At 67.4% G+C, this 21,306-nt stretch carries 24 protein-coding genes and 1 tRNA gene; 17 read left to right on the top strand and 8 right to left on the bottom strand.

Going from position 1 to position 21,306, the window contains the following annotated elements; genetic code table 11:
- The first annotated feature begins 123 nt into the window (after window positions 1-123).
- Complete coding sequence (locus V6M48_RS00995) at window positions 124-873, top strand: tetratricopeptide repeat protein (protein WP_332810650.1); 750 nt, start codon at window positions 124-126, stop codon at window positions 871-873.
- A gap of 98 nt (window positions 874-971) precedes the next feature.
- On the opposite strand, the gene V6M48_RS00990 is transcribed toward V6M48_RS00995, so the two are convergent.
- The 4 genes from V6M48_RS00990 to V6M48_RS00975 all read right to left on the bottom strand — a co-directional run bounded on the left by V6M48_RS00990 (window position 972) and on the right by V6M48_RS00975 (window position 4,309).
- The gene (locus V6M48_RS00990; protein ID WP_332810649.1) at window positions 972-2,300 is read right to left on the bottom strand and encodes a bifunctional folylpolyglutamate synthase/dihydrofolate synthase; all 1,329 of its coding nucleotides are present in this window, start codon (window positions 2,298-2,300) and stop codon (window positions 972-974) included.
- 33 nt (window positions 2,301-2,333) lie between these two features.
- Window positions 2,334-3,185 (bottom strand): acetyl-CoA carboxylase, carboxyltransferase subunit beta, encoded by an 852-nt coding sequence (accD, locus tag V6M48_RS00985; protein WP_332810648.1) that lies wholly within the window; start codon window positions 3,183-3,185, stop codon window positions 2,334-2,336.
- 108 nt (window positions 3,186-3,293) lie between these two features.
- Window positions 3,294-3,968: an orotidine-5'-phosphate decarboxylase gene (gene pyrF, locus V6M48_RS00980; protein WP_332810647.1), complete on the bottom strand. Its 675-nt coding sequence runs from the start codon at window positions 3,966-3,968 to the stop codon at window positions 3,294-3,296.
- A complete protein-coding gene (locus V6M48_RS00975; protein WP_332810646.1) occupies window positions 3,965-4,309 on the bottom strand; it encodes a hypothetical protein in 345 nt (114 codons plus the stop codon). The genes pyrF and V6M48_RS00975 overlap by 4 nt, the downstream gene beginning before the upstream one ends.
- Window positions 4,310-4,646: 337 nt before the next feature.
- Here V6M48_RS00975 and V6M48_RS00970 point away from each other — a divergent pair, with 337 nt between their 5' ends.
- Window positions 4,647-5,894, top strand: a complete 1,248-nt coding sequence (locus V6M48_RS00970) for a serine hydrolase domain-containing protein (protein WP_332810645.1) — start codon at window positions 4,647-4,649, stop codon at window positions 5,892-5,894.
- Window positions 5,895-6,030: 136 nt separating this feature from the next.
- Here the strand turns inward: V6M48_RS00970 and V6M48_RS00965 are convergent, their stop codons facing one another.
- Window positions 6,031-6,726, bottom strand: coding sequence for an endonuclease/exonuclease/phosphatase family protein (locus V6M48_RS00965; RefSeq protein WP_332810644.1), 696 nt, complete (start codon window positions 6,724-6,726; stop codon window positions 6,031-6,033).
- A 198-nt stretch (window positions 6,727-6,924) separates the two neighbouring features.
- Between V6M48_RS00965 and radA the strand changes: the two genes are divergently transcribed.
- The 5 genes from radA (at window position 6,925) to V6M48_RS00940 (ending at window position 12,455) form a co-directional block, all read left to right on the top strand.
- Window positions 6,925-8,298: a DNA repair protein RadA gene (gene radA, locus V6M48_RS00960; protein WP_332810643.1), complete on the top strand. Its 1,374-nt coding sequence runs from the start codon at window positions 6,925-6,927 to the stop codon at window positions 8,296-8,298.
- Window positions 8,299-8,307: 9 nt separating this feature from the next.
- Complete coding sequence (locus V6M48_RS00955; RefSeq protein ID WP_332810642.1) at window positions 8,308-8,865, top strand: CvpA family protein; 558 nt, start codon at window positions 8,308-8,310, stop codon at window positions 8,863-8,865.
- On the top strand, window positions 8,862-10,178 hold the full coding sequence (gene cysS, locus V6M48_RS00950) for a cysteine--tRNA ligase (RefSeq protein ID WP_332810641.1): 1,317 nt from the start codon (window positions 8,862-8,864) through the stop codon (window positions 10,176-10,178). Before V6M48_RS00955 ends, cysS begins: the two co-directional genes overlap by 4 nt.
- A 79-nt stretch (window positions 10,179-10,257) precedes the next feature.
- Entirely contained in the window at window positions 10,258-10,683 is a 426-nt protein-coding gene (locus V6M48_RS00945) for an iron-sulfur cluster assembly scaffold protein (protein WP_332810658.1), read from the top strand.
- Entirely contained in the window at window positions 10,683-12,455 is a 1,773-nt protein-coding gene (locus tag V6M48_RS00940) for a cation:proton antiporter domain-containing protein (RefSeq protein ID WP_332810640.1), read from the top strand. Before V6M48_RS00945 ends, V6M48_RS00940 begins: the two co-directional genes overlap by 1 nt.
- Before the next feature lie 127 nt (window positions 12,456-12,582).
- Here V6M48_RS00940 and V6M48_RS00935 read toward each other — a convergent pair whose 3' ends face one another.
- On the bottom strand, window positions 12,583-13,164 hold the full coding sequence (locus V6M48_RS00935; protein WP_332810639.1) for a shikimate kinase: 582 nt from the start codon (window positions 13,162-13,164) through the stop codon (window positions 12,583-12,585).
- 70 nt (window positions 13,165-13,234) lie between these two features.
- Here V6M48_RS00935 and V6M48_RS00930 point away from each other — a divergent pair, with 70 nt between their 5' ends.
- From V6M48_RS00930 to V6M48_RS00915, 4 genes are all read left to right on the top strand, one after another.
- Window positions 13,235-13,372, top strand: a complete 138-nt coding sequence (locus V6M48_RS00930) for a hypothetical protein (protein WP_332810638.1) — start codon at window positions 13,235-13,237, stop codon at window positions 13,370-13,372.
- Window positions 13,353-15,149 (top strand): hypothetical protein, encoded by a 1,797-nt coding sequence (locus V6M48_RS00925; RefSeq protein WP_332810637.1) that lies wholly within the window; start codon window positions 13,353-13,355, stop codon window positions 15,147-15,149. Before V6M48_RS00930 ends, V6M48_RS00925 begins: the two co-directional genes overlap by 20 nt.
- Before the next feature lie 122 nt (window positions 15,150-15,271).
- Window positions 15,272-16,129: a tyrosine-type recombinase/integrase gene (locus V6M48_RS00920; protein WP_332810657.1), complete on the top strand. Its 858-nt coding sequence runs from the start codon at window positions 15,272-15,274 to the stop codon at window positions 16,127-16,129.
- 12 nt (window positions 16,130-16,141) lie between these two features.
- Window positions 16,142-17,083, top strand: a complete 942-nt coding sequence (locus tag V6M48_RS00915) for an acetyl-CoA carboxylase carboxyltransferase subunit alpha (RefSeq protein WP_332810636.1) — start codon at window positions 16,142-16,144, stop codon at window positions 17,081-17,083.
- Window positions 17,084-17,133: 50 nt separating this feature from the next.
- Here the strand turns inward: V6M48_RS00915 and V6M48_RS00910 are convergent, their stop codons facing one another.
- On the bottom strand, window positions 17,134-17,301 hold the full coding sequence (locus tag V6M48_RS00910) for a Flp family type IVb pilin (protein ID WP_332810635.1): 168 nt from the start codon (window positions 17,299-17,301) through the stop codon (window positions 17,134-17,136).
- Between the two features lie 113 nt (window positions 17,302-17,414).
- Between V6M48_RS00910 and V6M48_RS00905 the strand changes: the two genes are divergently transcribed.
- Window positions 17,415-17,837 (top strand): (deoxy)nucleoside triphosphate pyrophosphohydrolase, encoded by a 423-nt coding sequence (locus tag V6M48_RS00905; RefSeq protein ID WP_332810634.1) that lies wholly within the window; start codon window positions 17,415-17,417, stop codon window positions 17,835-17,837.
- Between the two features lie 31 nt (window positions 17,838-17,868).
- On the opposite strand, the gene V6M48_RS00900 is transcribed toward V6M48_RS00905, so the two are convergent.
- Window positions 17,869-18,735 carry a class I SAM-dependent methyltransferase gene (locus V6M48_RS00900; RefSeq protein WP_332810633.1) on the bottom strand — a complete coding sequence of 289 codons (867 nt, stop codon included), beginning with the start codon at window positions 18,733-18,735 and terminating at the stop codon, window positions 17,869-17,871.
- Between the two features lie 44 nt (window positions 18,736-18,779).
- Here V6M48_RS00900 and V6M48_RS00895 point away from each other — a divergent pair, with 44 nt between their 5' ends.
- The 5 genes from V6M48_RS00895 to V6M48_RS00875 all read left to right on the top strand — a co-directional run bounded on the left by V6M48_RS00895 (window position 18,780) and on the right by V6M48_RS00875 (window position 21,305).
- On the top strand, window positions 18,780-19,547 hold the full coding sequence (locus tag V6M48_RS00895; RefSeq protein ID WP_332810632.1) for a ComF family protein: 768 nt from the start codon (window positions 18,780-18,782) through the stop codon (window positions 19,545-19,547).
- A 47-nt stretch (window positions 19,548-19,594) separates the two neighbouring features.
- Window positions 19,595-19,855, top strand: coding sequence for a glutaredoxin 3 (grxC, locus tag V6M48_RS00890; protein ID WP_332810631.1), 261 nt, complete (start codon window positions 19,595-19,597; stop codon window positions 19,853-19,855).
- A complete protein-coding gene (locus V6M48_RS00885) occupies window positions 19,852-20,679 on the top strand; it encodes a carbon-nitrogen hydrolase family protein (protein WP_332810630.1) in 828 nt (275 codons plus the stop codon). Before grxC ends, V6M48_RS00885 begins: the two co-directional genes overlap by 4 nt.
- 12 nt (window positions 20,680-20,691) lie before the next feature.
- Entirely contained in the window at window positions 20,692-21,168 is a 477-nt protein-coding gene (locus V6M48_RS00880; protein ID WP_332810629.1) for a DUF1178 family protein, read from the top strand.
- Between the two features lie 60 nt (window positions 21,169-21,228).
- Window positions 21,229-21,305 (top strand) — tRNA-Arg (locus V6M48_RS00875).
- The last annotated feature ends 1 nt before the right edge of the window (window position 21,306 follow it).

Below are 21,306 nucleotides of genomic sequence, written 5' to 3'. Positions count from 1 at the left end.
TTCGTCCGAACAACCGACGAAATATTAGGTCGTTCGTCAATCAGCTGATAGCATCCCCGCCAATGAGCGGCGACCGGGGGGTGTTATGCGCATGAAGATCCGTGCATTGCGTGGATTCGATCGATGCATCTGATTGGCTTGTCGATCGTCATTCAGGTGCTTTGCGCGATCCATTGCATGCGCAGCGGGGCGAACCGCCTTTGGTTGACGATCATCGTCTTCCTCTCGCTGCCCGGCTGTTTCGCTTACGCGATCCTGGAGATCCTGCCGCAATATTCGAACAGCAGGCAGGCGCGCAGGCTGAAAAGCGCCGCGATCCGCACGCTCGATCCGGAACGCGACGTGCGGATCGCCCGCGAGGCGTTGGCCGTGGCGGATACTGCGGCCAACCGCATCGCGCTGGGCGACGCACTGGTCGAGATCGAGGCTTATCCCGAAGCTCTTCGCCAATATGAAGCCGCCTTGCGCATGGCTCCCTTGCCCGATCGGACGACGCAGTTCAAACTGGCGCGGGCCACTCTGGAGGGAGGAAATCCCGCCGAGGCCCGCAGGCTGCTTGAAGCGCTGCCGGCCTCGGGCGCGGCGAGCGAGAATGACCGGGCCAGCCTGTATCTCGCCCGCGCCTATCAGGAAGTGGGTGAGAATGAGAAAGCGCTCGCCCTTTATGAGGATATCGGCCGACGGCTCCCCGGCGGCGAAGCGCAATGCCGGATGGCCCAGCTGCTGATCAAGCTGGGACGGGCTCATGAAGCGGAACCGGTTCTCGAAGAGGTTCAGCGCCGCGTGAAACTGATCGATCGCGATCAGCGGGCGAGCGAAGCGCAAATGTACGATTGGGCGGAGCGCACACTGTCGGAGATACGCACGGTCTAGACTCAATCCCGGCCGATTGAACCGGAATTGAGTCTAAACTCCTTTTGTTTTCCGTGATTTCCGAGTCGTCAGGTGATTCCACCTGACTTGAAATCACTCTAGACCGGCGCTTGGTCGTTTTTCGCGAGGACTTCCCCCGCCAGGTAAAGCGAGCCGAGGATCAGCACGATCGGCGGCTGTCCGCGGTCGGCGTGGCGGGCGATCCAGCTCAGCGCGTCTTCGGCGCTGGTCGCGGTGAGCGCGGTGAGGCCAGCCTCCTGCGCCTTGGCGGCAAGCATCGCAGGCGGATGATGGGCATGGCCCGGAACCGGGATCGCGTGGACGGTGATTGAGCGGTTGCGGAACGGCTTGAGCAGGCCGGTCGCATCCTTGGTCTCGAGCAGCCCGAGGATGATGTGGAACGGCCGGCGCGCGGGCACATGCCCGCGGAAGAAATCGGCGATCGCGCGCGCCGCCGCCGGATTGTGGCCGCCGTCGAGCCACAGCTCCGACCCCGGCGCCAATATGGCGTGCAGCGGCCCATCGGTGAGGCGTTGCAGCCGCGCCGGCCATTCCGCCCACCCCATCGCCGCGCGCAGCGCCGAATCGCGCACGTGCACGGCGTCCTGGTGGCGCAGCATGGCGATCGCCAGGGCGGCGTTCATCGCCTGGTGCGCGCCGTGCAGCCGCGGCAGCGGAAGCTCGATCCGGCCGGCTTTGTCGCGATAATGGAGCTTCTGCTGATAAGCGGCGGCATCCCAGCTGCCGCCGCGCGGGAGCCACGGCGCGCCGGCCCTCGCGGCCGCTTCGCCGATGACATTGCCGATCCGTGCGGGATAATATTGGGTGACGAGCGGCACGTCGCGCTTGGCGATGCCGGCCTTCTCGGCTGAGATCGCCTCGATCGTCGTGCCGAGGAACGATTGATGGTCGAGGCCGAGCTGCGCGATGCCGCAGATCGCCGGCGAAGCGATGACGTTGGTCGCGTCGAGCCGCCCGCCGAGCCCGACCTCGACGATACAGGCATCCGCCGGGATCCGGGAGAAGGCGAGCAGCGCCGCCGCAGTCGTCGCCTCGAAGAAGCTTGGGCGGATGTCGCCGGCGGCGTTGAGCGTTTCGGCGAGAAGCGCGGCGAGCAGATCGTCGTCGATCAGCTTGCCCGCGAGGCGGATACGCTCGTTGAAGCGGACGAGGTGCGGACTCGAATAGACGTGGGCGGTGAGCCCTTCGGCCTCGATCGCGGCGCGCAGGAAGGCGCAGGTCGAGCCCTTGCCGTTGGTCCCGGCGACATGGAAGACCGGCGGCAGCTGCCGTTCCGGCGAGCCGAGCCGATCGAGCAAAGCGGAGATCCGCTCGAGGCCAAGCACGTCGCCGGCCGGGGCGAGCGCCCCGAGCCGATCGAGCTGATGCTGGACCGCGGCGCTGGCGGATGTGGCATGATCAGCCACCGCCTCCCTCCCGTCCGCCGGGAGAGCGAGGGGTCACGCGGCCGCTTTCTCAGATGTGAGATAACCGATCAGCTGGGCAAGGCGCTCGCGAAGATCGTGGCGGTGGACGACCATGTCGATCATGCCGTGCTCAAGCAGATATTCGGCGCGCTGGAAGCCTTCGGGCAATTTCTCGCGGATCGTCGATTCGATCACGCGCTGGCCGGCAAATCCGATCAGCGCGCCCGGCTCGGCGAGCTGCACGTCGCCAAGCATCGCATAGGAAGCGGTGACTCCGCCGGTCGTGGGATCGGTGAGCACGACGATATAGGGGAGGCCGGCTTCCTTGAGCTGGGCGATGGCCACGGTGGTCTTCGGCATCTGCATCAGCGACATGATGCCTTCCTGCATGCGCGCGCCGCCCGCGGCGGTGAAGATGATATAGGGGCAGCGCGCCTCGATCGCGGCGTGGACCCCGGCGACGAAAGAGGCGCCGACGCCGAGTCCCATCGAGCCGCCCATGAAGGCGAAATCCTGGACGCCGACGACCGCCTTCAGCCCCTCGATCGAGCCACGCGCGTTGAGCAATGCGTCGGGCTCGCCGGTCTGCTGGCGAGCGACCTTGAGGCGGTCGACATAGCGCTTGCTGTCGCGGAACTTGAGCGGGTCTTCGCGGACGGTCGGCGGCGGCAGCAGCGAGAAGCCCGGGTCCATGATCTGGTCGAAGCGCAGGCGCGGCCCGATGCGGTCGTGATGATTGCAGCGCGGGCAGACGAAGCGATTCTCCTCCCATTCGCGGGTGAAGATCATCGCTTCGCAATTGTTGCACTTGTGCCAGAGATTGTCCGGCGTCTCGCGCTTGGGGAGGAACGGGATCTTTTGGCGAACCCGGGTGAGCCAGCTCATGCGCGTCTCCTTCCGCCGCCGCTTTAAGCCGGACGGCCTATTTGTCTACCGTGGATGGCGCCAATTTGCCCCGAGTCTGCTGGCCTTGCGACACACGCCAGGTCGAGACTAGAGCGTCGCCTCGATCGCCCGCGCGGCCTTGTCGGGGTCGCTGGCCTGCGTGATCGGCCGTCCGACCACCAGGATCGACGCTCCGGCATCGAGCGCGGCGCGCGGCGTCATCACCCGTTTCTGGTCGCCGGCGTGGCTGTTGGATGGGCGAACGCCCGGAACGACGAAGAAGCCGTCGGGCCACAAGGCGCGCGCCGCCGCGACCTCGCCTCCCGAGCAGACCACGCCGTCGAGCCCACCTTCGCGCGCCAGGGTGGTCAGCCGCTCGACCTGGGCGTGCGGATCGCCGCCGACTCCGATCGAGGCGAGATCGCCCTGGTCGAGGCTGGTGAGCACGGTCACGCCGACCACCTTGGTGCCCTGGGGCGCGGCGGCCTTGGCGTCTTCGAGCATCGCCCGCCCGCCGGCGGCGTGGACGGTCAGGATCGCCGGCTTGAGCGGCCGCAGCGCCTGGATCGCCTTTCCGACCGTGTTCGGGATGTCGTGGAACTTCAGGTCGAGGAAGATCGGCAGGCCGAGCTCCGCCATCTCCTTGACGCCGTGGCGGCCGTTGGCGGCGAAGAATTCAAGTCCGAGCTTGAGGCCGCCGACGTGGTTGCGCACCTGCGCGGCGATGGCCTTGGCGCGCTCGAGATCGGGTGTGTCGATGGCAACGAAGATCGGGCTTTTCATGACGCTGGCGAGACCGTGCCGCGGGCAATCGTCTTGTGATCGATCGGCTCCGTCGCCGCGCGGTCGTCGACATTCGTCGGCGCAACCGGAACGCCCTGCAGCGCGGCCAGATTGCGCTCCTGCGTCTCGAAGCGCCTGCGCAGCGACCACAAGCGCGCGCGGTAGAGGATGAGGGTCGGGACGCATCCGACCAGGAAAGCGGCGAAGACCAGCACCGGAAGCTTTATGTCGGCTTCGAGCCCGCCCCATAATTTGACCGTCACCGCCACCCAATTGGCGCGTGCGAACAGGACAAGGACCACCGCGAGCGCGACCCAGAACAGAGTTTTGAGGAACTGCATTCCATCGCCTCCAGACGCTTCGGTTCTAAGCTCTACCATAACCCGCGGCCAGCCCAGATCGAGGCGGCCGTGGTTAAAAGTTCCAGCGCGAGCGTGGCAGGAACGACGAGGCGTGTCGAGTTCACGGGAAGCCGAGGCGAGCCCCCGAGCCGGCTCTTCCCAAAGCGGGCCACGCCGCTTACTGAATTTTTACCATGGGGGCGAAAGAGTTGAGCATGTTCAGGCCTGTCGGGCTTCATCCTCGCATCGGAAGCGAGATCGTCTTGCGTGAGCGAAGCCTGCGCCGGGGAGAGGCACGCTGAAGGCGCGGATCGCTTCGGCTTCGGTCGCCGCGCTGGTGCTTGGGCTGTTCATCATTGGCGCATCCGGCGGATCGCTGAGTGGCGGCGGTCCGACGGCGAGTGTCGCGGCACCGCCGGCCCAAGGCATCCAGATTTCCGAAGCGCAGCGCCGCGCGACGACGATCGACTATCGCCTGCTCGATGCGCGGCTGCAGCAGCTCGCGCTGGAGGATACGATGGTCGGCCTGGCGGTCGGCATCGTCGAGGACGGCGAAATCCGCTTCCTCAAAGGCTATGGCGAAACGGTCGCCGGCAGCGGTGATCCGGTGACGACGTCTACAGTCTTCCGCTGGGCGTCGCTGTCGAAAGGCGTCGCGGCGAACATGGTCGCCAAGCTCGCCGAGGAACGGCGGCTTTCGCTTTACGAGCCGATCGCCAATTATTCGCAGTCGCTGCGCCTGCCGGGCGGCAACGAGCATCGGGCGACGATCATCGATGTGCTCTCGCACCGGCTCGGGCTATTCTCCCATGCCAACGAGGCGCTGCTCGAAGATGGCGGCGACCCCAAATATCTGCGCGGCACGCTCGGCGCGCTCAATGCGATCTGCGCTCCCGGTCAATGCCACGCCTATCAGAATGTCGCTTATGACGCGGCCACCGAGGTGGTCGAGAAAGTCACCGGCGAGAGCTATCAGCAGGCGCTGCGCACTCAATTGTTTCTTCCGCTCGGCATGACCTCGGCGAGCGTCACGCGCGCCGGGCTCGAGGGCGCGCCGAGCTGGGCACGCCCGCACAGGGCCGGCAAGCGCGGCAAGCCGGTCGCCGTCACCGATTCTTATTATCGCGTCCCGGCGGCCGGGGGCGTCAATTCTTCGATCAAGGACCTCGCGATCTGGCTGCAGGCGCAGTTGGGCACCGACCCGGCCGTGCTTCCGCCCAAGGTCCTCGAGAACGTCCAGGAGCCGCGGATCAAGACGCCGGGCGAGCTTGGACGGCTGCGCAAGTTCCGCGAGCGGCTCGACAGGGCCGATTACGGCCTCGGCTGGCGGATCTACGATTATGCCGGCCATACGATCGTCGGCCATCGTGGTGGCGTGACCGGCTATCGTTCGCTGATCCTGTTTGATCCGAAGCTCAAGACCGGCGTCGTCGCCATGTGGAACTCCTCGACCAACCAGCCCGGCGGCCTCGAGTTCGAGGTGATGGACATGCTCTACAAATTGCCGCCGCGCGACTGGCTGGAGCTCGGCACGATCGAGCAGCCGACGCGGACCGCGGCGAACGCGACCATTCCGCCGGCCTGAGCGCTGGAGCATAAAGCGAAAAGGTGGGTACCGGCTTTTCGCAACCAGCAATGCGACATCAAACAACAGAGCAGGCTACGATTCCATCGCATCGCAGCCTGCTCTCCGCCTGATCTATTTTCGCTTGAGCCCTGATCTATTTTCGCTTGAGCGTGGCCCACACCGGCAGGTGGTCCGACGCCTTGCGCGCCGCTGCCGATTGGTGGACGCCGCTCTCGACGACATCCAGCGCCGGGTTGAACATGATCCGGTCGAGCGCGACGATCGGCCGGCGGACGTGGAAGCTGCGCCCGCATTCCGCGAAGCGAAAATGGTGGCCGAAGTCGCGCAGGCAGCCGCCGTGCGCGCTCCATTCGTTGAGATCCCCCATCAGCACCGCCGGCGGGCTGCGGTCGTCGTGCTCGATCTGGGCGAGAATGGTGTGCGCCTGCCGGCGCCGCCACAGGCCGGACAGGTCGAGATGCATGCCGATCGCGCGCACGGCGGTTCCGCCCACGACCAGATCGGCGAGCACCGCGCCGCGTGGCTCGAGCGAGGGGAGGTGGATGCGCTCGCAATGCACGATCTCGACTTCCCGCTTCACGAGCAGGGCGTTGCCGTGCCAACCGAGGCTGCCGGCGCTCGCGCCGAGTGGGACCGGCTTGTAGTCGCTATGCTCCTCGAGCAGATGCAATGGGATCGCGCTGATCCGCTCGCCGAAGCGCCGATCGGCCTCCTGGAGCGCGATGACGTCGGCGTCGAGCTCGTTGAGTACCTCGATCGTGCGCTCCGGACGGCGCCGGCGGTCGGTGCCGATGGCCTTGCGCATATTGTAGCTGGCGACGCGGAACATCGGGAACCTATGCTCGGGAATGGGCGGTTTGCGAAGGGTCGAGTGCGGGTTGAGTGTTGCTTCTCTGGGGGCGATGCTAGAGCGTGACGCGTACGTGCCGGCTCGGCTCCATCCCGCTCATGATGTTCGCCATGACAGAGGGGCAGGACGGGTCCGGTACCGGTTCGACGCAGACGAAGCAACTTTAACGAAGACGTGATGGCAAAACCGAAAAAACGCTATGTCTGCCAGGCATGTGGCTCGGTCAGCAGCCGCTGGCAGGGGCAATGTGCCGATTGCGCCGAATGGAACACATTGGTCGAGGACGCGGGCGCGGTCGTGACGCCTTTTTCGGCGCGCCACAATTTGCGGTCGGGAGGGCGCGCGATCACCTTGGTCGGGCTCGACGCGGAAATCGCGCTTCCTGAACGGATGAGCCTCGGCATCCCCGAATTCGATCGTGCGATGGGTGGCGGGTTGGTCGCCGGCTCGGCGACATTGATCGGTGGCGATCCCGGCATCGGCAAATCCACCCTTTTGCTCCAGGCGGCGGCCCGGATCGCCGCGCGCGGCCATTCGGTCGCCTACATCTCCGGCGAGGAAGCCGCGGACCAGGTGCGGCTGCGCGCGCGGCGGCTCGGCCTTGGCGCCGCGCCGCTGCAGCTCGCGGCTGCGACCTCGGTGCGCGACATCCTCACCACCTTGGGCGACGGGAGCCCGCCCGCTTTGGTGGTGATCGATTCGATCCAGACGATGCATTCGGATCTGATCGAAGGCGCGCCCGGCACGGTCAGCCAGGTGCGTGCCTCCGCACAGGAGCTGATCCGCTTCGCCAAGGACAGCGGCGCCGCTGTGGTGCTGGTCGGCCATGTCACCAAGGATGGAGCGATCGCCGGTCCGCGCGTGCTCGAGCATATGGTCGATACGGTGCTGTCGTTCGAAGGCGAGCGCAGCCACCTCTACCGCATCCTCCGCGCCACCAAGAACCGCTTCGGCGGCACCGATGAGATCGGCGTGTTCGCGATGGCCGAGACCGGCCTCGAGGAAGTCGCCAACCCTTCGTCTTTGTTCCTCACCCATCGCGGCGAAGCGGTGTCGGGCGCGACCGTCTTCCCCGCGCTCGAAGGCACGCGTCCGGTCTTGGTAGAGATCCAGGCGCTCACCGTCCGCCTCGCGAGCGGCGCGACGCCGCGGCGCGCGGTGGTCGGCTGGGATGCCGGGCGCCTCGCGATGATCCTCGCGGTGCTCGAGGCCCGCTGCGGGCTGAGCTTCTCGACCGCCGAAGTCTATCTCAACGTCGCCGGCGGCTATCGCATCAGCGACCCCGCGGCGGACCTGGCGGTCGCTGCCGCGCTGGTTTCCGCCTTGGCCGAGCGGCCGGTGCCCGCCGACACGGTTGCGTTTGGGGAAGTCGCGCTGTCGGGCGAGATCCGGCCCGTCGCGCATGGCGCGCTGCGGCTCAAGGAATCGGCGAAGCTCGGTTTCGAGCGCGCGCTCGTTCCGCTTTCGCTGGCGGGAGAGAAGGGGACGATCGCCCTGACCGGCTTCCGCACCTTGGGCGCGCTCGTTGACCATCTGCTGGGCCGCGACTAGCGAGCCCGAATGGCAGCCTGGACCGCCCTCGATATCATCGTGCTGCTGCTCGTCGGTGGCGGCCTGTTGCTCGGCGGGATGCGGGGCTTCGTGACCGAGATATTGTCGTTGCTCGCCTGGGTGGCAGCGATCGTGGCGCTCAAGGTGCTGCACGCGCCGGCCAGCGACGCGCTTGCCGGCCCGGTCGGGACCAAGGGCGGCGCGATGGTGCTCGCGTTCGCGCTGATCTTCATCATCGTCTTCATCACGGTCAAGCTGATCGCCCGGCGGGTCGGCGGCTACACCCGGGCTTCGATGATCGGCCCGTTCGATCGGCTGCTCGGCGCCGGCTTCGGCGCGCTCAAGGGCCTGATCGGCGCGACCTTGCTCTATCTGCTCGCTAACCTGGTCTATGATTCCGCCTTCGGCCGTGCCGCCGAGCGGCCGGCATGGATGGCGCAATCGCGCACCTATCCTTTGCTCAACGCCAGCGGCCGCGCGATCGTCGATTTCGTCGCGGCGCGGCGCACGCTCGCGCCTGACCCGATCGGCAACGATCAGGCCGAAGCCTCACCGGCAAAGTCGTGAGCGAGATCAAGCTTCACGATACGATGGCGCGCGAGAAGCGCGTCTTCGAGCCCGCGGATCCGGCGCGCGTGACCCTCTATGTCTGCGGCCCCACCGTCTACGATCGTGCGCACATCGGCAATGCGCGGCCTGCGGTGGTGTTCGACGTGCTCGCGCGGCTGCTGCGCCACCGCTACGGCGAAGACAGCCTCGTCTATGCGCGCAACGTGACCGACGTCGACGACAAGATCATCGAGGCCGCGCGCCGAGAGAATGTCGACCCGGGAGAGGTCACCCGCCGCTACGAGCGCCTCTATCTCGACGATATGGGCGCGCTTGGCGTACGTCCGCCCGATCTCGCGCCCAAGGCGACCGACCATATCGGCGAGATGATCGCAATGATCGCGCGCCTGCTCGAGGCCGGCCATGCCTATGAGGCTGACGGCCATGTGCTGTTCCATGTGCCGTCCGACCCTGATTATGGCGCGCTCGGCCGGCGCGATCGCGAGGCGATGGTCGCCGGCGCGCGGGTCGAGGTCGCGTCGTACAAGAAGGACCCCGCCGATTTCGTGCTGTGGAAGCCGTCGCCCCCGGAGGTGATCGGCTGGGACAGCCCGTGGGGAAGGGGCCGGCCCGGCTGGCACATCGAATGCTCGGCGATGATCGAAGCCCACCTCGGGGAGACGATCGACATCCATGGCGGCGGGCTCGACCTCATCTTTCCGCACCACGAGAATGAGATCGCGCAGAGCCGCTGCGCGCATCACGGCGCGCCGCTCGCCCGTTATTGGGTGCACAACGGCTTTCTCGCCATGGCGGGCATCGACAAGATGTCCAAGTCGCTGGGCAATGTCGTCACGGTCGGCGAACTGCTCGAACAGGGTCAAAAGGGCGAGGTCCTCCGCTTGGCCTTGCTCTCAGCTCATTATCGCCAGCCGCTCGATTGGTCCGAGGGGCTGATCGCGCAAAGCCGGGCGACGCTCGACCGCCTTTACCGCGTCGGCGGCGATGCCGCACCTGGCAGCCCGGATCCGTCGGTCGTCGAGGCGATCGCCGACGATCTCAACACGCCGCTTGCACTGGCGCGGCTGACCGCGCTCAGCGACCCTGCGACGTTGCGCGCCAGTGCCGCTTTGCTTGGGCTGCTCGGCGCGAGCGCGGTCGAATGGTTCCAGGGCGCAGGCGATGCCCGGATCGAAGCGCTGATCGACGAGCGCGCCGCCGCCAAGCAGCGCCGCGATTTCGCCGAGGCGGATCGCATCCGCGCCACGTTGGCAGCGGAAGGCATATTGCTCGAGGACACGCCTTCGGGGACGAGTTGGCGCCGCGCCTGATCGGTCGGCGCGGCGGCCGGTCGATCATTTCCGCGCGCCGGAAGTGGCGATCTCGCGCGTCCGCCTCTATATCGCGGCTGTGACCACCGCCCTCTACAATCGCGATATCCTGCGGCTCGCAGCCTCGATCCCGCATCATCAACGCCTGGCCAACGCGCAGGCGAGCGTCGAAAAGAGATCCCCGGTCTGCGGCAGCCGCGTGATCGTCGACGTGATGCTCGATCCGAACGGGCGCATCGCCGAGCTTGGCCAGAAGGTGAACGCCTGTGCGCTCGGCCAGGCCTCGGCATCGCTGATGGGCGCGCATGCGATCGGCCGCGGCCACGAGGAATTGGCGGACGCGCGCGACGCGCTGGCGGCCTTCCTCGACGGCCGGCGGGACGATCCCGGAACCTGGCCGGGACTCGAGATATTCCGCGAGGCGAGGCCCTACAAGGCACGGCATCGCTCGATCCTGCTTGCGTTCGAGGCCGTCGCCGAGGCTGCCGGACAGGCTGGCGGCTGATGGAGACGCACGCCGCCGCAGCCACGACCATGGTGCTACGCGACGGCGTGATCCTGCTCGGGGCGGCGATGTTCTTCGTGGCATTGTTCCGCCATTTCGGGCTCGGCGCGGTGCTCGGCTATCTCGTCGCCGGCGCCCTGATCGGCCCCGACGGCCTCGGCCTGGTCGCGCGCGCCGAGGATATTTTGCCGATCGCCGATTTTGGCATCGTCCTGCTGCTGTTCCTGGTCGGGCTCGAACTCCATCCGGCGCGGCTGTGGCGGCTCAAGCGCGACATCTTCGGGCTCGGGCTGCTCCAGGTCGCGGTCAGCGGGGTGGTGCTCGCCGCCTTCGTCTATGTCGCGACCGGGCTCAGCGTCGCGGCCGCGATCGCGATCGGGCTGCCGCTGGCCTTGTCGTCGACCGCGCAGGTGCTGCCCAGCCTCAGGGCGTCGGGGGAGATCAACACCCCGCCCGGCGAGCGTGCTTTCTCGATCCTGCTTTTCCAGGATCTGTCGATCGTGCCGCTGATTACGATCATCGCCGCCCTGTCGCGGGCCGCGCCCGATCCGCTCGCGCCGCCGGGATGGCTGCTGGCGCTCTACACCATCGGCGCGATCGCCTTTCTCGTCGTCGCCGGCCGCTTCGTCATCAATCCCCTGTTCCGGCTGGTCGGGCGGGTGAGCGAGCGCGAGCTGTTCGTGGTCGCCGGCCTGTTCACCGTCCTCGCCAGCGCCGCGGTGATGGAGTCGCTGCACCTTTCGACCGCGCTGGGCGCGTTCATCGCCGGCGTGATGCTCGCCGATTCGCCGTATCGGCACGAACTCGAGGCCGACATCGAGCCGTTCCGCTCGATCCTGCTCGGCCTGTTCTTCGTCGCGATCGGCATGATGCTCGACCTCGATGCGATCGCCACGAGGCCGTGGTTCGTGCTCGGCATGGCTGCCGCGCTGATCGCGATCAAGGCGGCACTGTTGTTCGGGCTTGCGCGGCTGTTTGGGATGGAAGGCCGCCGCGCGCTCAAGCTCGGGCTGCTGCTCAGCCAGGGCGGCGAGTTTGCCTTCGTCCTGTTCGCCGCGGCGCAGGGCGCTGGGCTGATCGCACCCGGCGCCGCCAGCCTGTTCGCTGCGATCGTCACCGTTTCGATGGCGTCGACGCCGTTCCTGATGATGCTCAACGATTGGCTGGATAGGCGGGCATCGCACCGCCAGGCGCTCGACCTGGAAGGACCGGCGGAGTCCGTCGCCACCAGTGCGATCGTGGTCGGCTACGGCCGCTTCGGCCAGACCGTCGCGCAAATGCTGATGGCCAAGAACATCAGCGTCACGTTGATCGATTCGAAGCCGAGCCAGATCGAGGCCAGCGGTAGCTTCGGCGCCAAAGTCTATTACGGCGACGGTCTGCGCCTCGATCTGCTGCGCCTCGCCGGCGCGGCGGATGCGCGCGCCTTGCTGTTCTGCATCGACGAGGCCAACCCGACCAGCCGCCGGCTCGAGGGAATATTGGAGGCGTTCCCGCAGGCGGCGGTGTTCGTGCGCGCGTTCGACCGCATTCACCTGATCGAACTGGCGCAGACCGATCTCGCCGGAACGGTGCGCGAAGTGTTCGAATCGGCGGTGCTGATGGGGAGGGAAGCGCTGCGGGTCTTCGATATCTCCGAAGAGGAAGTGGCGCGGGTCGAGCAGGAATATCGCCAGCGCGACATCGAGCGGCTGGTCGGCCAGAGCAAGTCCGGCGATCTTCACATGCTCAAGGAGCGGATGTTCGGGCCCGACAATGCACTCGACGGCTGAGCGGATGCCGTTCCCTGCCGTTCAAGAGCGCCAGAATGATTTCAAGTCAGGTGGAATCACCTGACGACTCGGAAATCACGGAAAACAAGAGATAAAAGACTCGACCCGGTCAAAACCGGGATCGAGTCTACCGGCACGCCTTCTCCGGGTTCGTCCCGTCCCGCCGCGGGTGATCCTGCTGCCAGCGTGCAAGCGCGGCGATGATATGCTCGACCGCGCTGTCATGCGGCGCCGGCTCGCTGCGAACGTGGATATGGGCTTCGGCGTAGACCGGGTTGCGTATCTCGGCGAGGCTTTGCAGCACCGCCAGCGGATCCTTGTCCTTCAGCAATGGCCTCCAATCGCGGCGGGAGACCCGCTCGGCGAGCACGGCCGGATCGGCGTCGAGCCAGATTGCGATGCAATGGTCGAGGATCAAAGCGCGTGTCCTGGGATCCATGAACGCGCCGCCGCCGGTCGCGAGGACCTTTGGCCCCCCCTCGACCAGGCGGGCGATCACGCGCCGCTCGCCATCGCGAAAGCTGGGTTCGCCGAACCGCTCGAAAATTTCGCTGACGCTGCAGCCGCAGGCGAGCTCGATCTCGCTATCGGAATCGACAAAGTCGAGGCGCAGCCGCTTGGCGAGCCGCCGTCCGATGGTGGTTTTGCCGACGCCCATCAGTCCGACGAGCACGATCGACCGGTCGACTGGGGGAAGGCTGCTCGTCATGCTGACGGGGCTATACAGCGTGCCGCCTCGTGGGGCAAAAGGCCGCGATCCTCCACGGACGGAATGTTGAATGTCACGAACCACCTTGATCATCCTGCTGTTGCTGCTGCTGCTCGTCGGTGGTGCGATCTTTTTGTCCACGCTCGACACCGAAGTGGCACCGACGCGGATCGAACTGGACGTGACGAATGAAGCGCTCGCGCAATAAGATCCTCCTGCTTGCAGGTGTTGCCTTGCTCGTCGTCGGCCTGCCCGCCGCGAGCCAGGAAGCGCCTGAATCTTTGCTTCCGCCGGGCTTCGGCTCGGATGAGCTGCCCCCGCGCCAGCCCGACAGGCCCGCCGGCGAGCGGCCCGAGCCCGGCACGCCATCGCCGCTCCCGCCGCTGACCGGCGACACGCCGCCGGTGGGGAGCGCCCTGCTCGGCGAGGAAGAAGCGCTCGAGGAGCCGCCGAAGCCGCTCGAGCTTCCCGAATGGGCGCGTCGCTCGACAGCGGTCGTCGGCGCGATCGATGTCCAGCATAAAGGCCTTCCGGCCGATGAGTTCGGGCGTACCGACGGCCGCTTCCTGTCGACCTTGATGCGCCGGCTCGACGCGCCGATCGCCTCGCGCTGGGCCTCGATCCTGCTGCGCCGCTCGCTGCTGTCGCGCATCCCGCTGCCGCATGGCGTGGCGCCGGCCGACTGGGTCGCCGAACGCGCCTGGCTTTTGCTGCGCATGGGCGAGGCCGACGGTGCGCGGCTGCTGGTCCAGGCGGTCGACGTCGATCAATTCACGCCGAAGATGTTCGAGGTGGCGGTCCAGACCGCGCTTGCGACCGCCGATCCGGCGGCTTTGTGCCCGCTGGTCGAGCCGGGCCGGGCCATTTCGGACGAGCCGGTGTGGCAGCTTTCCGATGCGATGTGCGCTGCGCTCGCCGGCGATGCGGCGCGCGCGAGCGCGATGATCGATCAGGCCCGCCGCCGCAGCCGGGCGCGGGGGATCGATCTCTTGCTGGCCGAGAAAGTGATCGGTGCGGGTACCAACACCCGCCGCGCGGTGACGATCCAGTGGGACGAGGTCGATCGCCTCAACGCCTGGCGCTTCGGGCTGGCGAGCGCGACCGGGATGGTCGTTCCCGAACGGCTGATGAACCTCGCCGGCCCGCGGATGCAGGCCTGGCAAGCGCGCGCGCCGATGCTTCCCCTCGAGCAGCGCCTCGCCGCCGCCGACACCGCGGCCTCCCTTGGCGTTTTTTCGCACGACGCCTTGGTCGAAATCTACAGCCTGGTCGCGGACACGACCGATCCGTCGGAACTCAGGGATTCGGTCGGAGGCCGGCTGCGCCAGGCCTATGTCGGTGAGGATTCCGATGCGCGCGTCGGCGCGCTCCGCCAGCTCTGGGACGATGGCAAGACGCCGGCGCAGCAGCATGCACGCCGCATCCTGACCGGCGGTGCGGCGGCGCGTCTTCCCGCCAGCGAGGCACTGGCGGGGGACGCCGGCAAGATCATCGCCGCGATCCTCGCCGCCGGCCTCGATCAGCGCGCCGCGCGCTGGGCCGACGTCGTCGACGCGATGGGCAGCGACGGCGACCGGGCATGGGCGCTGCTCGCGGTCGGAACGCCGCGCGCCTCGGTCGACGTCAGCGCCGGCCGGGTTCGCGACTTTGCCAAGCGCGACGACAGCAATGACCAGATCCGCAGCAAGATGCTGGTCGCCGCGCTCGCTGGCCTCGGCCGTATTCCGGGCGGCGCGCAATCGCCGCTCGCCGAAGACCTCGGCGTTCGCCTCAGCGTCGGCAACGGCTGGACGGCGATGATCGGCGATGCAGCCGCCAAGCGCCAGCCGGGCACGGTCGCGCTGCTTGCGGCGGTGGGGATGCAGACAGCCGACTGGCGCGGCGTCCCCCCGGAGCATCTCTACCATATCGTCCGGGCGCTGCGCCTTGCCGGGCTCGATTATGAGGCGCGAATGATCGCCGCCGAGGCGCTGAGCCGGCTGTGACGGAGGTGGCGGACACCCGCCCGAAGCTTCGGGAGCCCGCCGCGGCCGACCCGCAGCCCTCTTCGCCCGCCCGCCCGCCCGAAGCGGGTGACGATCGGCAGCTGATCGGGGACTTCCTGGAGATGATGGCAGCCGAAGCGGGTGCCGCCCCCAACACCCTGGCCGCTTATGAGCGCGATCTTCGCGGCGCCTCCGAGACTTTGGGCGGCGCGCTCGCCGCCGCCTCCGCCGAGAGCCTGAAAGGCCTTGGCGAGGCATGGCTGCCGTTCAAGCGCGCGACGGTGGCGCGCAAGGCGGCGGCGCTGCGGCGCTTCTTCGGCTTCCTCGCCGACGAGAAGATCCGGAGCGACGATCCGTCGGCGGCGCTGCCGCGACCGGGCACCGAGCGGCCGCTTCCCAAGATCCTCGACCATGCGGCGGTCGATGCGCTGTTCGCCGAGCTCGAGCGGCGCAAGCGCGAAGGCGACGCGGCCGCCGACCTGCGTCTCGCAGCGATCGTCGAGCTGCTCTACGGCTCGGGCCTGCGCGCGACCGAATTGGTCTCGCTGCCGCGCCATGCCGTGCAGCCAGAGAAGCCCTATCTGATCCTCAAGGGGAAGGGCGGGCGCGAGCGGCTCGTCCCGATCTCTGATCGCGCGCAGGCGGCGGTTGCCGAATGGACGGCGCTCGTGCCGCGCGCGTCGCTATGGCTGTTCCCGTCGGGAAAGGCGCATCTGACGAGAGTGCGGCTGTATCAGCTGCTCAAGGAGCTCGGCGCGGGGGCCGGGATTCCGCCGGACCGGATCAGCCCCCACGTGCTGCGCCACGCGTTCGCGACGCACCTTCTCGAAGGCGGGGCAGACCTGCGCGCGCTGCAGCTTCTGCTCGGCCATGCCGATATTGCGACGACGCAAATCTACACCCACGTCGACAGCCGAAGGCTTGTGGAGCTGGTCAACAGCCGCCATCCGCTCGTTGACCTACGCCCCAAGGGGGCCTAACCGCCCCGGCTCATGGCTACTTTCCTCGACTTCGAAAAGCCGATCGCCGAGCTTGATGCGCGGGTCGCCGAATTGCGTGAGACCGCGCAGGCCGGTTCGATCAACATCGAATCCGAGATCGGCAAGTTGCAGGCGAAAGCGGACAAGCTGATCAGGGACACCTATGCCAAGCTCACGCCTTGGCAGAAGACGCAGGTTGCACGTCATCCCGAACGGCCGCACTTCCGCGATTACGTCGCCGGGCTCATCGACGACTTCGTTCCGCTCGCCGGCGACCGCGGCTTCGGCGACGATCAGGCGATCATAGGCGGGTTGGGCAAGCTTCGCGGCCGCAAGATCATGCTGATCGGGCATGAGAAAGGCGGCGATACCGCTGGGCGCCTGAGGCACAATTTCGGCATGGCCAAGCCGGAAGGTTATCGCAAGGCGATCAGGCTGATGCAGCTCGCGGACCGGTTCGGTTTGCCGGTCGTGACCCTGGTCGATACGCCCGGCGCCTTTCCAGGCGTGCAGGCGGAGGAACGCGGCCAGGCCGAGGCGATCGCCCGGTCGACCGAGGAATGCCTGTCCCTGTCGGTGCCGCTGGTCGCTGCGATCGTCGGCGAGGGAGGGTCGGGCGGCGCGATCGCCTTGGCCGCAGCCAACCGCGTGCTGATGCTCGAACATTCGGTCTATGCGGTGATCTCGCCGGAAGGCTGCGCCTCGATCCTGTGGCGCGCCGCCGACAAAGCGGCGGAGGCCGCCGAGGCGATGCGGATCACCGCCACCGATCTCCGGCAACTCGGTATCGTCGATCGGATCGTTCCGGAGCCGGTGGGAGGCGCGCATCGCACGCCCGGTGAGGCGGTGGAGGCGCTCGGGCACGCGCTGGTCGAGGAGCTGGAGGCGCTTGCCCCGCTGTCGCGCGATCAGGTCCGCGCCGAACGGCGCGCGAAATATATGGCAATCGGCTGATTTCGGCGCTTGCGCCCGAGCGACCAGGGTTCAGATTTTGCGGCTTCGCTTCAGGTGCTGAGCACCGTCACGGCAACATTATCCCACATCCCGATCGATTTGTTGGCGAAGCCTCTGAGGGCCCCGAGTATGGCCAGCACGATCAGAGCGAGAATGAGTCCATATTCGACTGCGGTCGCGCCGCGTTCGTCGCGCTTCAACATCGTGAATAGCCGCATCGGCTGCTTCCCCGTAATCCGGGCGCGTACACCCCACCAAGAATTTCAGTAGATGGCGTGTCGTTACCAATTCCCTAACAAAGGCCTCCGGAGTGGAAAAAAATCCGACATCGATGCCCGGCTTGATGCCCACCTTGATGCCCACGTTGATGGTGGTCGCGGCGGCTTTGGTCGACGCTGACGGGCGTGTCCTGCTCCAGCAGCGCGCGCCGAACAGGAGCATGGCAGGGCTGTGGGAGTTTCCGGGCGGAAAGCTCGAGCCCGGAGAGACGCCGGAGGAGGCACTGATCCGCGAACTCGAGGAAGAGTTGGGCATCGAAACCGATAGCGCCTGCCTCGCCCCGGCGGCGTTCGCGAGCCACAGGCTCGATGATTCGCATCTGATCCTGTTGCTCTATGTCTGCCGGAAGTGGCGCGGAACGCCGCGTCCGCTCGATGCAAGCGGGCTCACCTGGGTGAGGCCGCAGCAAATGTTCTCGCTCGCGATGCCGCCCGCCGACAAGCCGCTGATCGGGCTGCTCGACGCTCTTCTGTAGAAGCACGGCTCGCATGCGAGCGGGCTTGCAATCAGGAAGGCCGAAGCACCGAAGCCAGCGAGGTCGTGCCGCTGCCGCGCCGGGCCGGCTTGGGTTGGTCGGGGGCAGGAGCCCAGGCGGTGAGATGGATGATCTCGACCTGCTCCTGGATCTTGCCGTCGAGGTCGGCGTGGCGCGCGAATTCCGCCTCGGCGGCGGCGAGGCCTGCGCGCAGGATCGGGCGGCGCGAGCGCGCCGTGAGGATGTTGGTTGCGGCCGTCGCGCGAAGGTCGCTCACCAAAGTCGCGAGATCGGGAAAGCGCACCGTCAGCGCCGTCGAATCGGCCACCGGCAGGGCGAAGCCGGCGCGGGTCAGCAGGTCGCCGGCCGCGCGAACGTCGATCTGGGGGTGGATGTGCGGGGCGGCTCCGCCGGTGACCGCGTCGGCGGCCATCATCGCGGCGCGCAGGCGCGGCAGGCTTCCCGCGCCGACGAACGCCGCGAGGAACAGCCCGTCCGGCCGCAGCATCCTGCGCGCCAACACCAGCGCGCCGGGGAGGTCGTTGACGCTGTCGAGCACACCGACCGACATGATGAGATCGAAGCTGCCGTCGCCAAAGGCGGGTCGATCCTCGTCGCACTGCACCGCCACGCCGTTCGGCGCGCAGCGGCCGGCGAAGCGAGATCCGGCGTCCGAGCAGGCCACCGTCAGGCCAAGGCTCCTCAGCTGCTGCGAAAGATGGCCGTCGGCGCAACCGAGATCGAGCGCGTCGCGAAAATCGCGCTTCACCAGCGCGAGCCGGTCGAGCAGCTCGTCCGCCATCAGCCGGTGGAGATAATTCGCCCCAGCGAAGCGCGGCTCCGCCCGATCGCGGCGCAGCCGGCGCAAGCGGCGGTCGAACGGGGTGTCGGCATCCATCGGGGGTCTTGTGCCGGGCCGCGCTGTCATGGACAAGGTCAAGCATGGGTCCGCCTGCCGCGATGCCGAGCGCCGTCGGCGCCCTCAGGGCGCTGATCGATTTCGCCCTCCCGCCGCGCTGCCCCGCTTGCGGCGCAGTGACTGGTGAGCCGCACCGCTTCTGCCTCGATTGCTGGCAGAGCATCCGCTTTCTCGGCGATCCCTGCTGCACGCGCTGCGGGCGGCCTTTCGCGCATGATCGCGGTGCCGACGCCGAATGCGCCGCCTGCCTTGCCTCACCGCCCGATTATGATCGGCTGCGGTCAGCGGTCGCTTATGGTGATGTTGCGCGCCGGGTCGCGCTCAAGCTCAAATACGGGCGCCGCCCCGGCGTCGCGCACACGATCGCGCATTTGATGCAGCGGCACGTCGAGGCGCTGGCCGGCAGAACGGGGGAGGCGCCTCTGCTGGCGCCGGTGCCGCTCCACCGCTGGCGGATTTGGAGGCGGGGCTACAATCAGTCGGCGCTGATCGCTACCGCATTGGCCAAACGCACCGGGAACGAGGTCGCGCTCGACCTGCTGTGCCGCGTGAAGGCCACTCCGTCGCTGCGCGGGCTCGGGCGGCGCGAGCGCGCCTTGGCGGTGCGCGGGGCATTCCGCGTGCTCGAGCGCACCAGGCCGCGGGTCGCCGGGCGCACGATCCTGCTCGTCGACGACGTCTATACCAGCGGGGCCACCGCCAATGCCTGCGCGCGGGCGCTCCGGCGCGCGGGCGCCGCCCAGGTGAACATAATCTGCTGGGCACGGGTTATTGGCGAGGACGAAAGTTGACAATCGAGGTGACGAACCTCAGTTCGTTCCGCAAACAGGAGCTGAGCATGCCACGCGTTGAAATCTATACCAAATTCCTTTGCCCTTATTGCGCGCGCGCCAAGAAGCTTCTCGACGGCAAGGGTGTCGCTTACGAGGAGATCGACATCAGCATGGGCGGTGAGAAGCGAAACGAGATGCTGGAGCGGGCCAACGGCCGCCACACCGTCCCGCAGATCTTCATCGGCGATCGCCATGTCGGCGGGTCGGATGATCTTGCCGAGCTCGAGCGAAACGGCCAGCTCGATCCCCTGCTCGCGGCGGGATGAGGGTCGCAGTCTACCAGGCGCGGACGGGCATAGACCCTCAGGCCAATGCCAGGGCGCTGGTCGAGGCGGTCGAGCAGGCCGCGGTGGGCGGCGCTGCGATAGTGTTCACCCCGGAAATGAGCGGCCTGCTCGACCGGGATCGAAAACGCGCCCGCCTCCACATCAGCGACGAGGCGAGCGATCCGGTGCTCGCTGCGGTGCGCGAAGCCGCGCGACGCTGCGGCATCTGGGTGCATCTCGGCTCGCTTGCGCTGAACGAAGGCCGCGCCGACGAACGGCTCGTCAACCGCGGCTTCGTCATCGACGACCAGGGCGAGATCCGCGCCCGCTACGACAAGATCCATCTGTTCGACATCGATCTGCCGAGCGGCGAGAGCTGGCGCGAATCCGCCGCTTATGCGCCCGGCGAGAGCACGACGATCGTCGACACGCCGCTCGGGCCGCTCGGCCTGTCGATCTGCTACGATTTGCGCTTTCCCGATCTCTACCGCGCGTTGAGCGACGCCGGCGCAACCTTGCTGAGCATCCCCTCCGCCTTCACAATTCCGACCGGCGAGGCCCACTGGCACGTGCTGCTGCGCGCGCGCGCGATCGAGGCGGGCGCATTCGTGATCGCCGCGGCGCAGTCGGGCGAACATGAGGATGGCCGCCGGACCTACGGCCATTCGCTTATTGTCGATCCTTGGGGTAAGGTCTTGCTCGACATGGGGGGAGAGCAGGGAATTGGTTTTGGTGAAGTGGATCCCGCGCAGGTGGACGAGGTGCGTCGCGGCTTGCCGGCGATCAGGCATCGGCGAAGCATTGCCAGCCCAGTCCGTGTCTAGAGATCCCGGTAAATGATCGTCTTCGACCTTCGCTGCAGCCCGAACGGCCACGTCTTCGAGGCCTGGTTCGGATCCAGCGACGATTATGAGAGCCAGCGCCGCCGCGGCCTCGTGCAATGCCCGATGTGCGGCACCGAGGCTGTCGAGAAGGCCGTGATGGCGCCGCGGGTCGGCGCCAAGGGCAATCAGGCGGGCAATCGGGCGCCTGGGCCCGCCAAACCGGCCATGCAGGACATCGTCTCGTCCGACCCCGCCGAGGTGAAGACGATGCTCGCGACAATGGCGGCGCTGCAGAAGAAAATGCTCGAAAGCGCCGATTATGTCGGCACGCGCTTTGCGGATGAGGCGCGCGCGATCCACCTCGGCGAGACCGAGGCGCGGCCGATCTACGGCAAGGCGACCGACGCAGAGACGCGAAGCCTGGCCGACGAAGGCATCGAGGTCGCGGCGCTTCCCTTTCCGCTCATTGCTCCCGGCGACGAGAATTGATCAGGCGCAGGGCGCCGAGGGTTGACCCATGCGGTGGCGCAACCCTAGGAAATCCGCGAAGACCCCGTAGCTCAGCAGGATAGAGCATCAGATTCCTAATCTGAGGGCCACAGGTTCGAATCCTGTCGGGGTCACCAT

It is taken from the genome of Sphingomonas sp. (assembly GCF_036677245.1).
In the GTDB taxonomy this organism is placed as follows: domain Bacteria; phylum Pseudomonadota; class Alphaproteobacteria; order Sphingomonadales; family Sphingomonadaceae; genus Allosphingosinicella.
The sequence above is the reverse complement of the archived record's forward strand: the minus strand, read 5'-3'. Positions and strand labels throughout refer to the sequence as shown.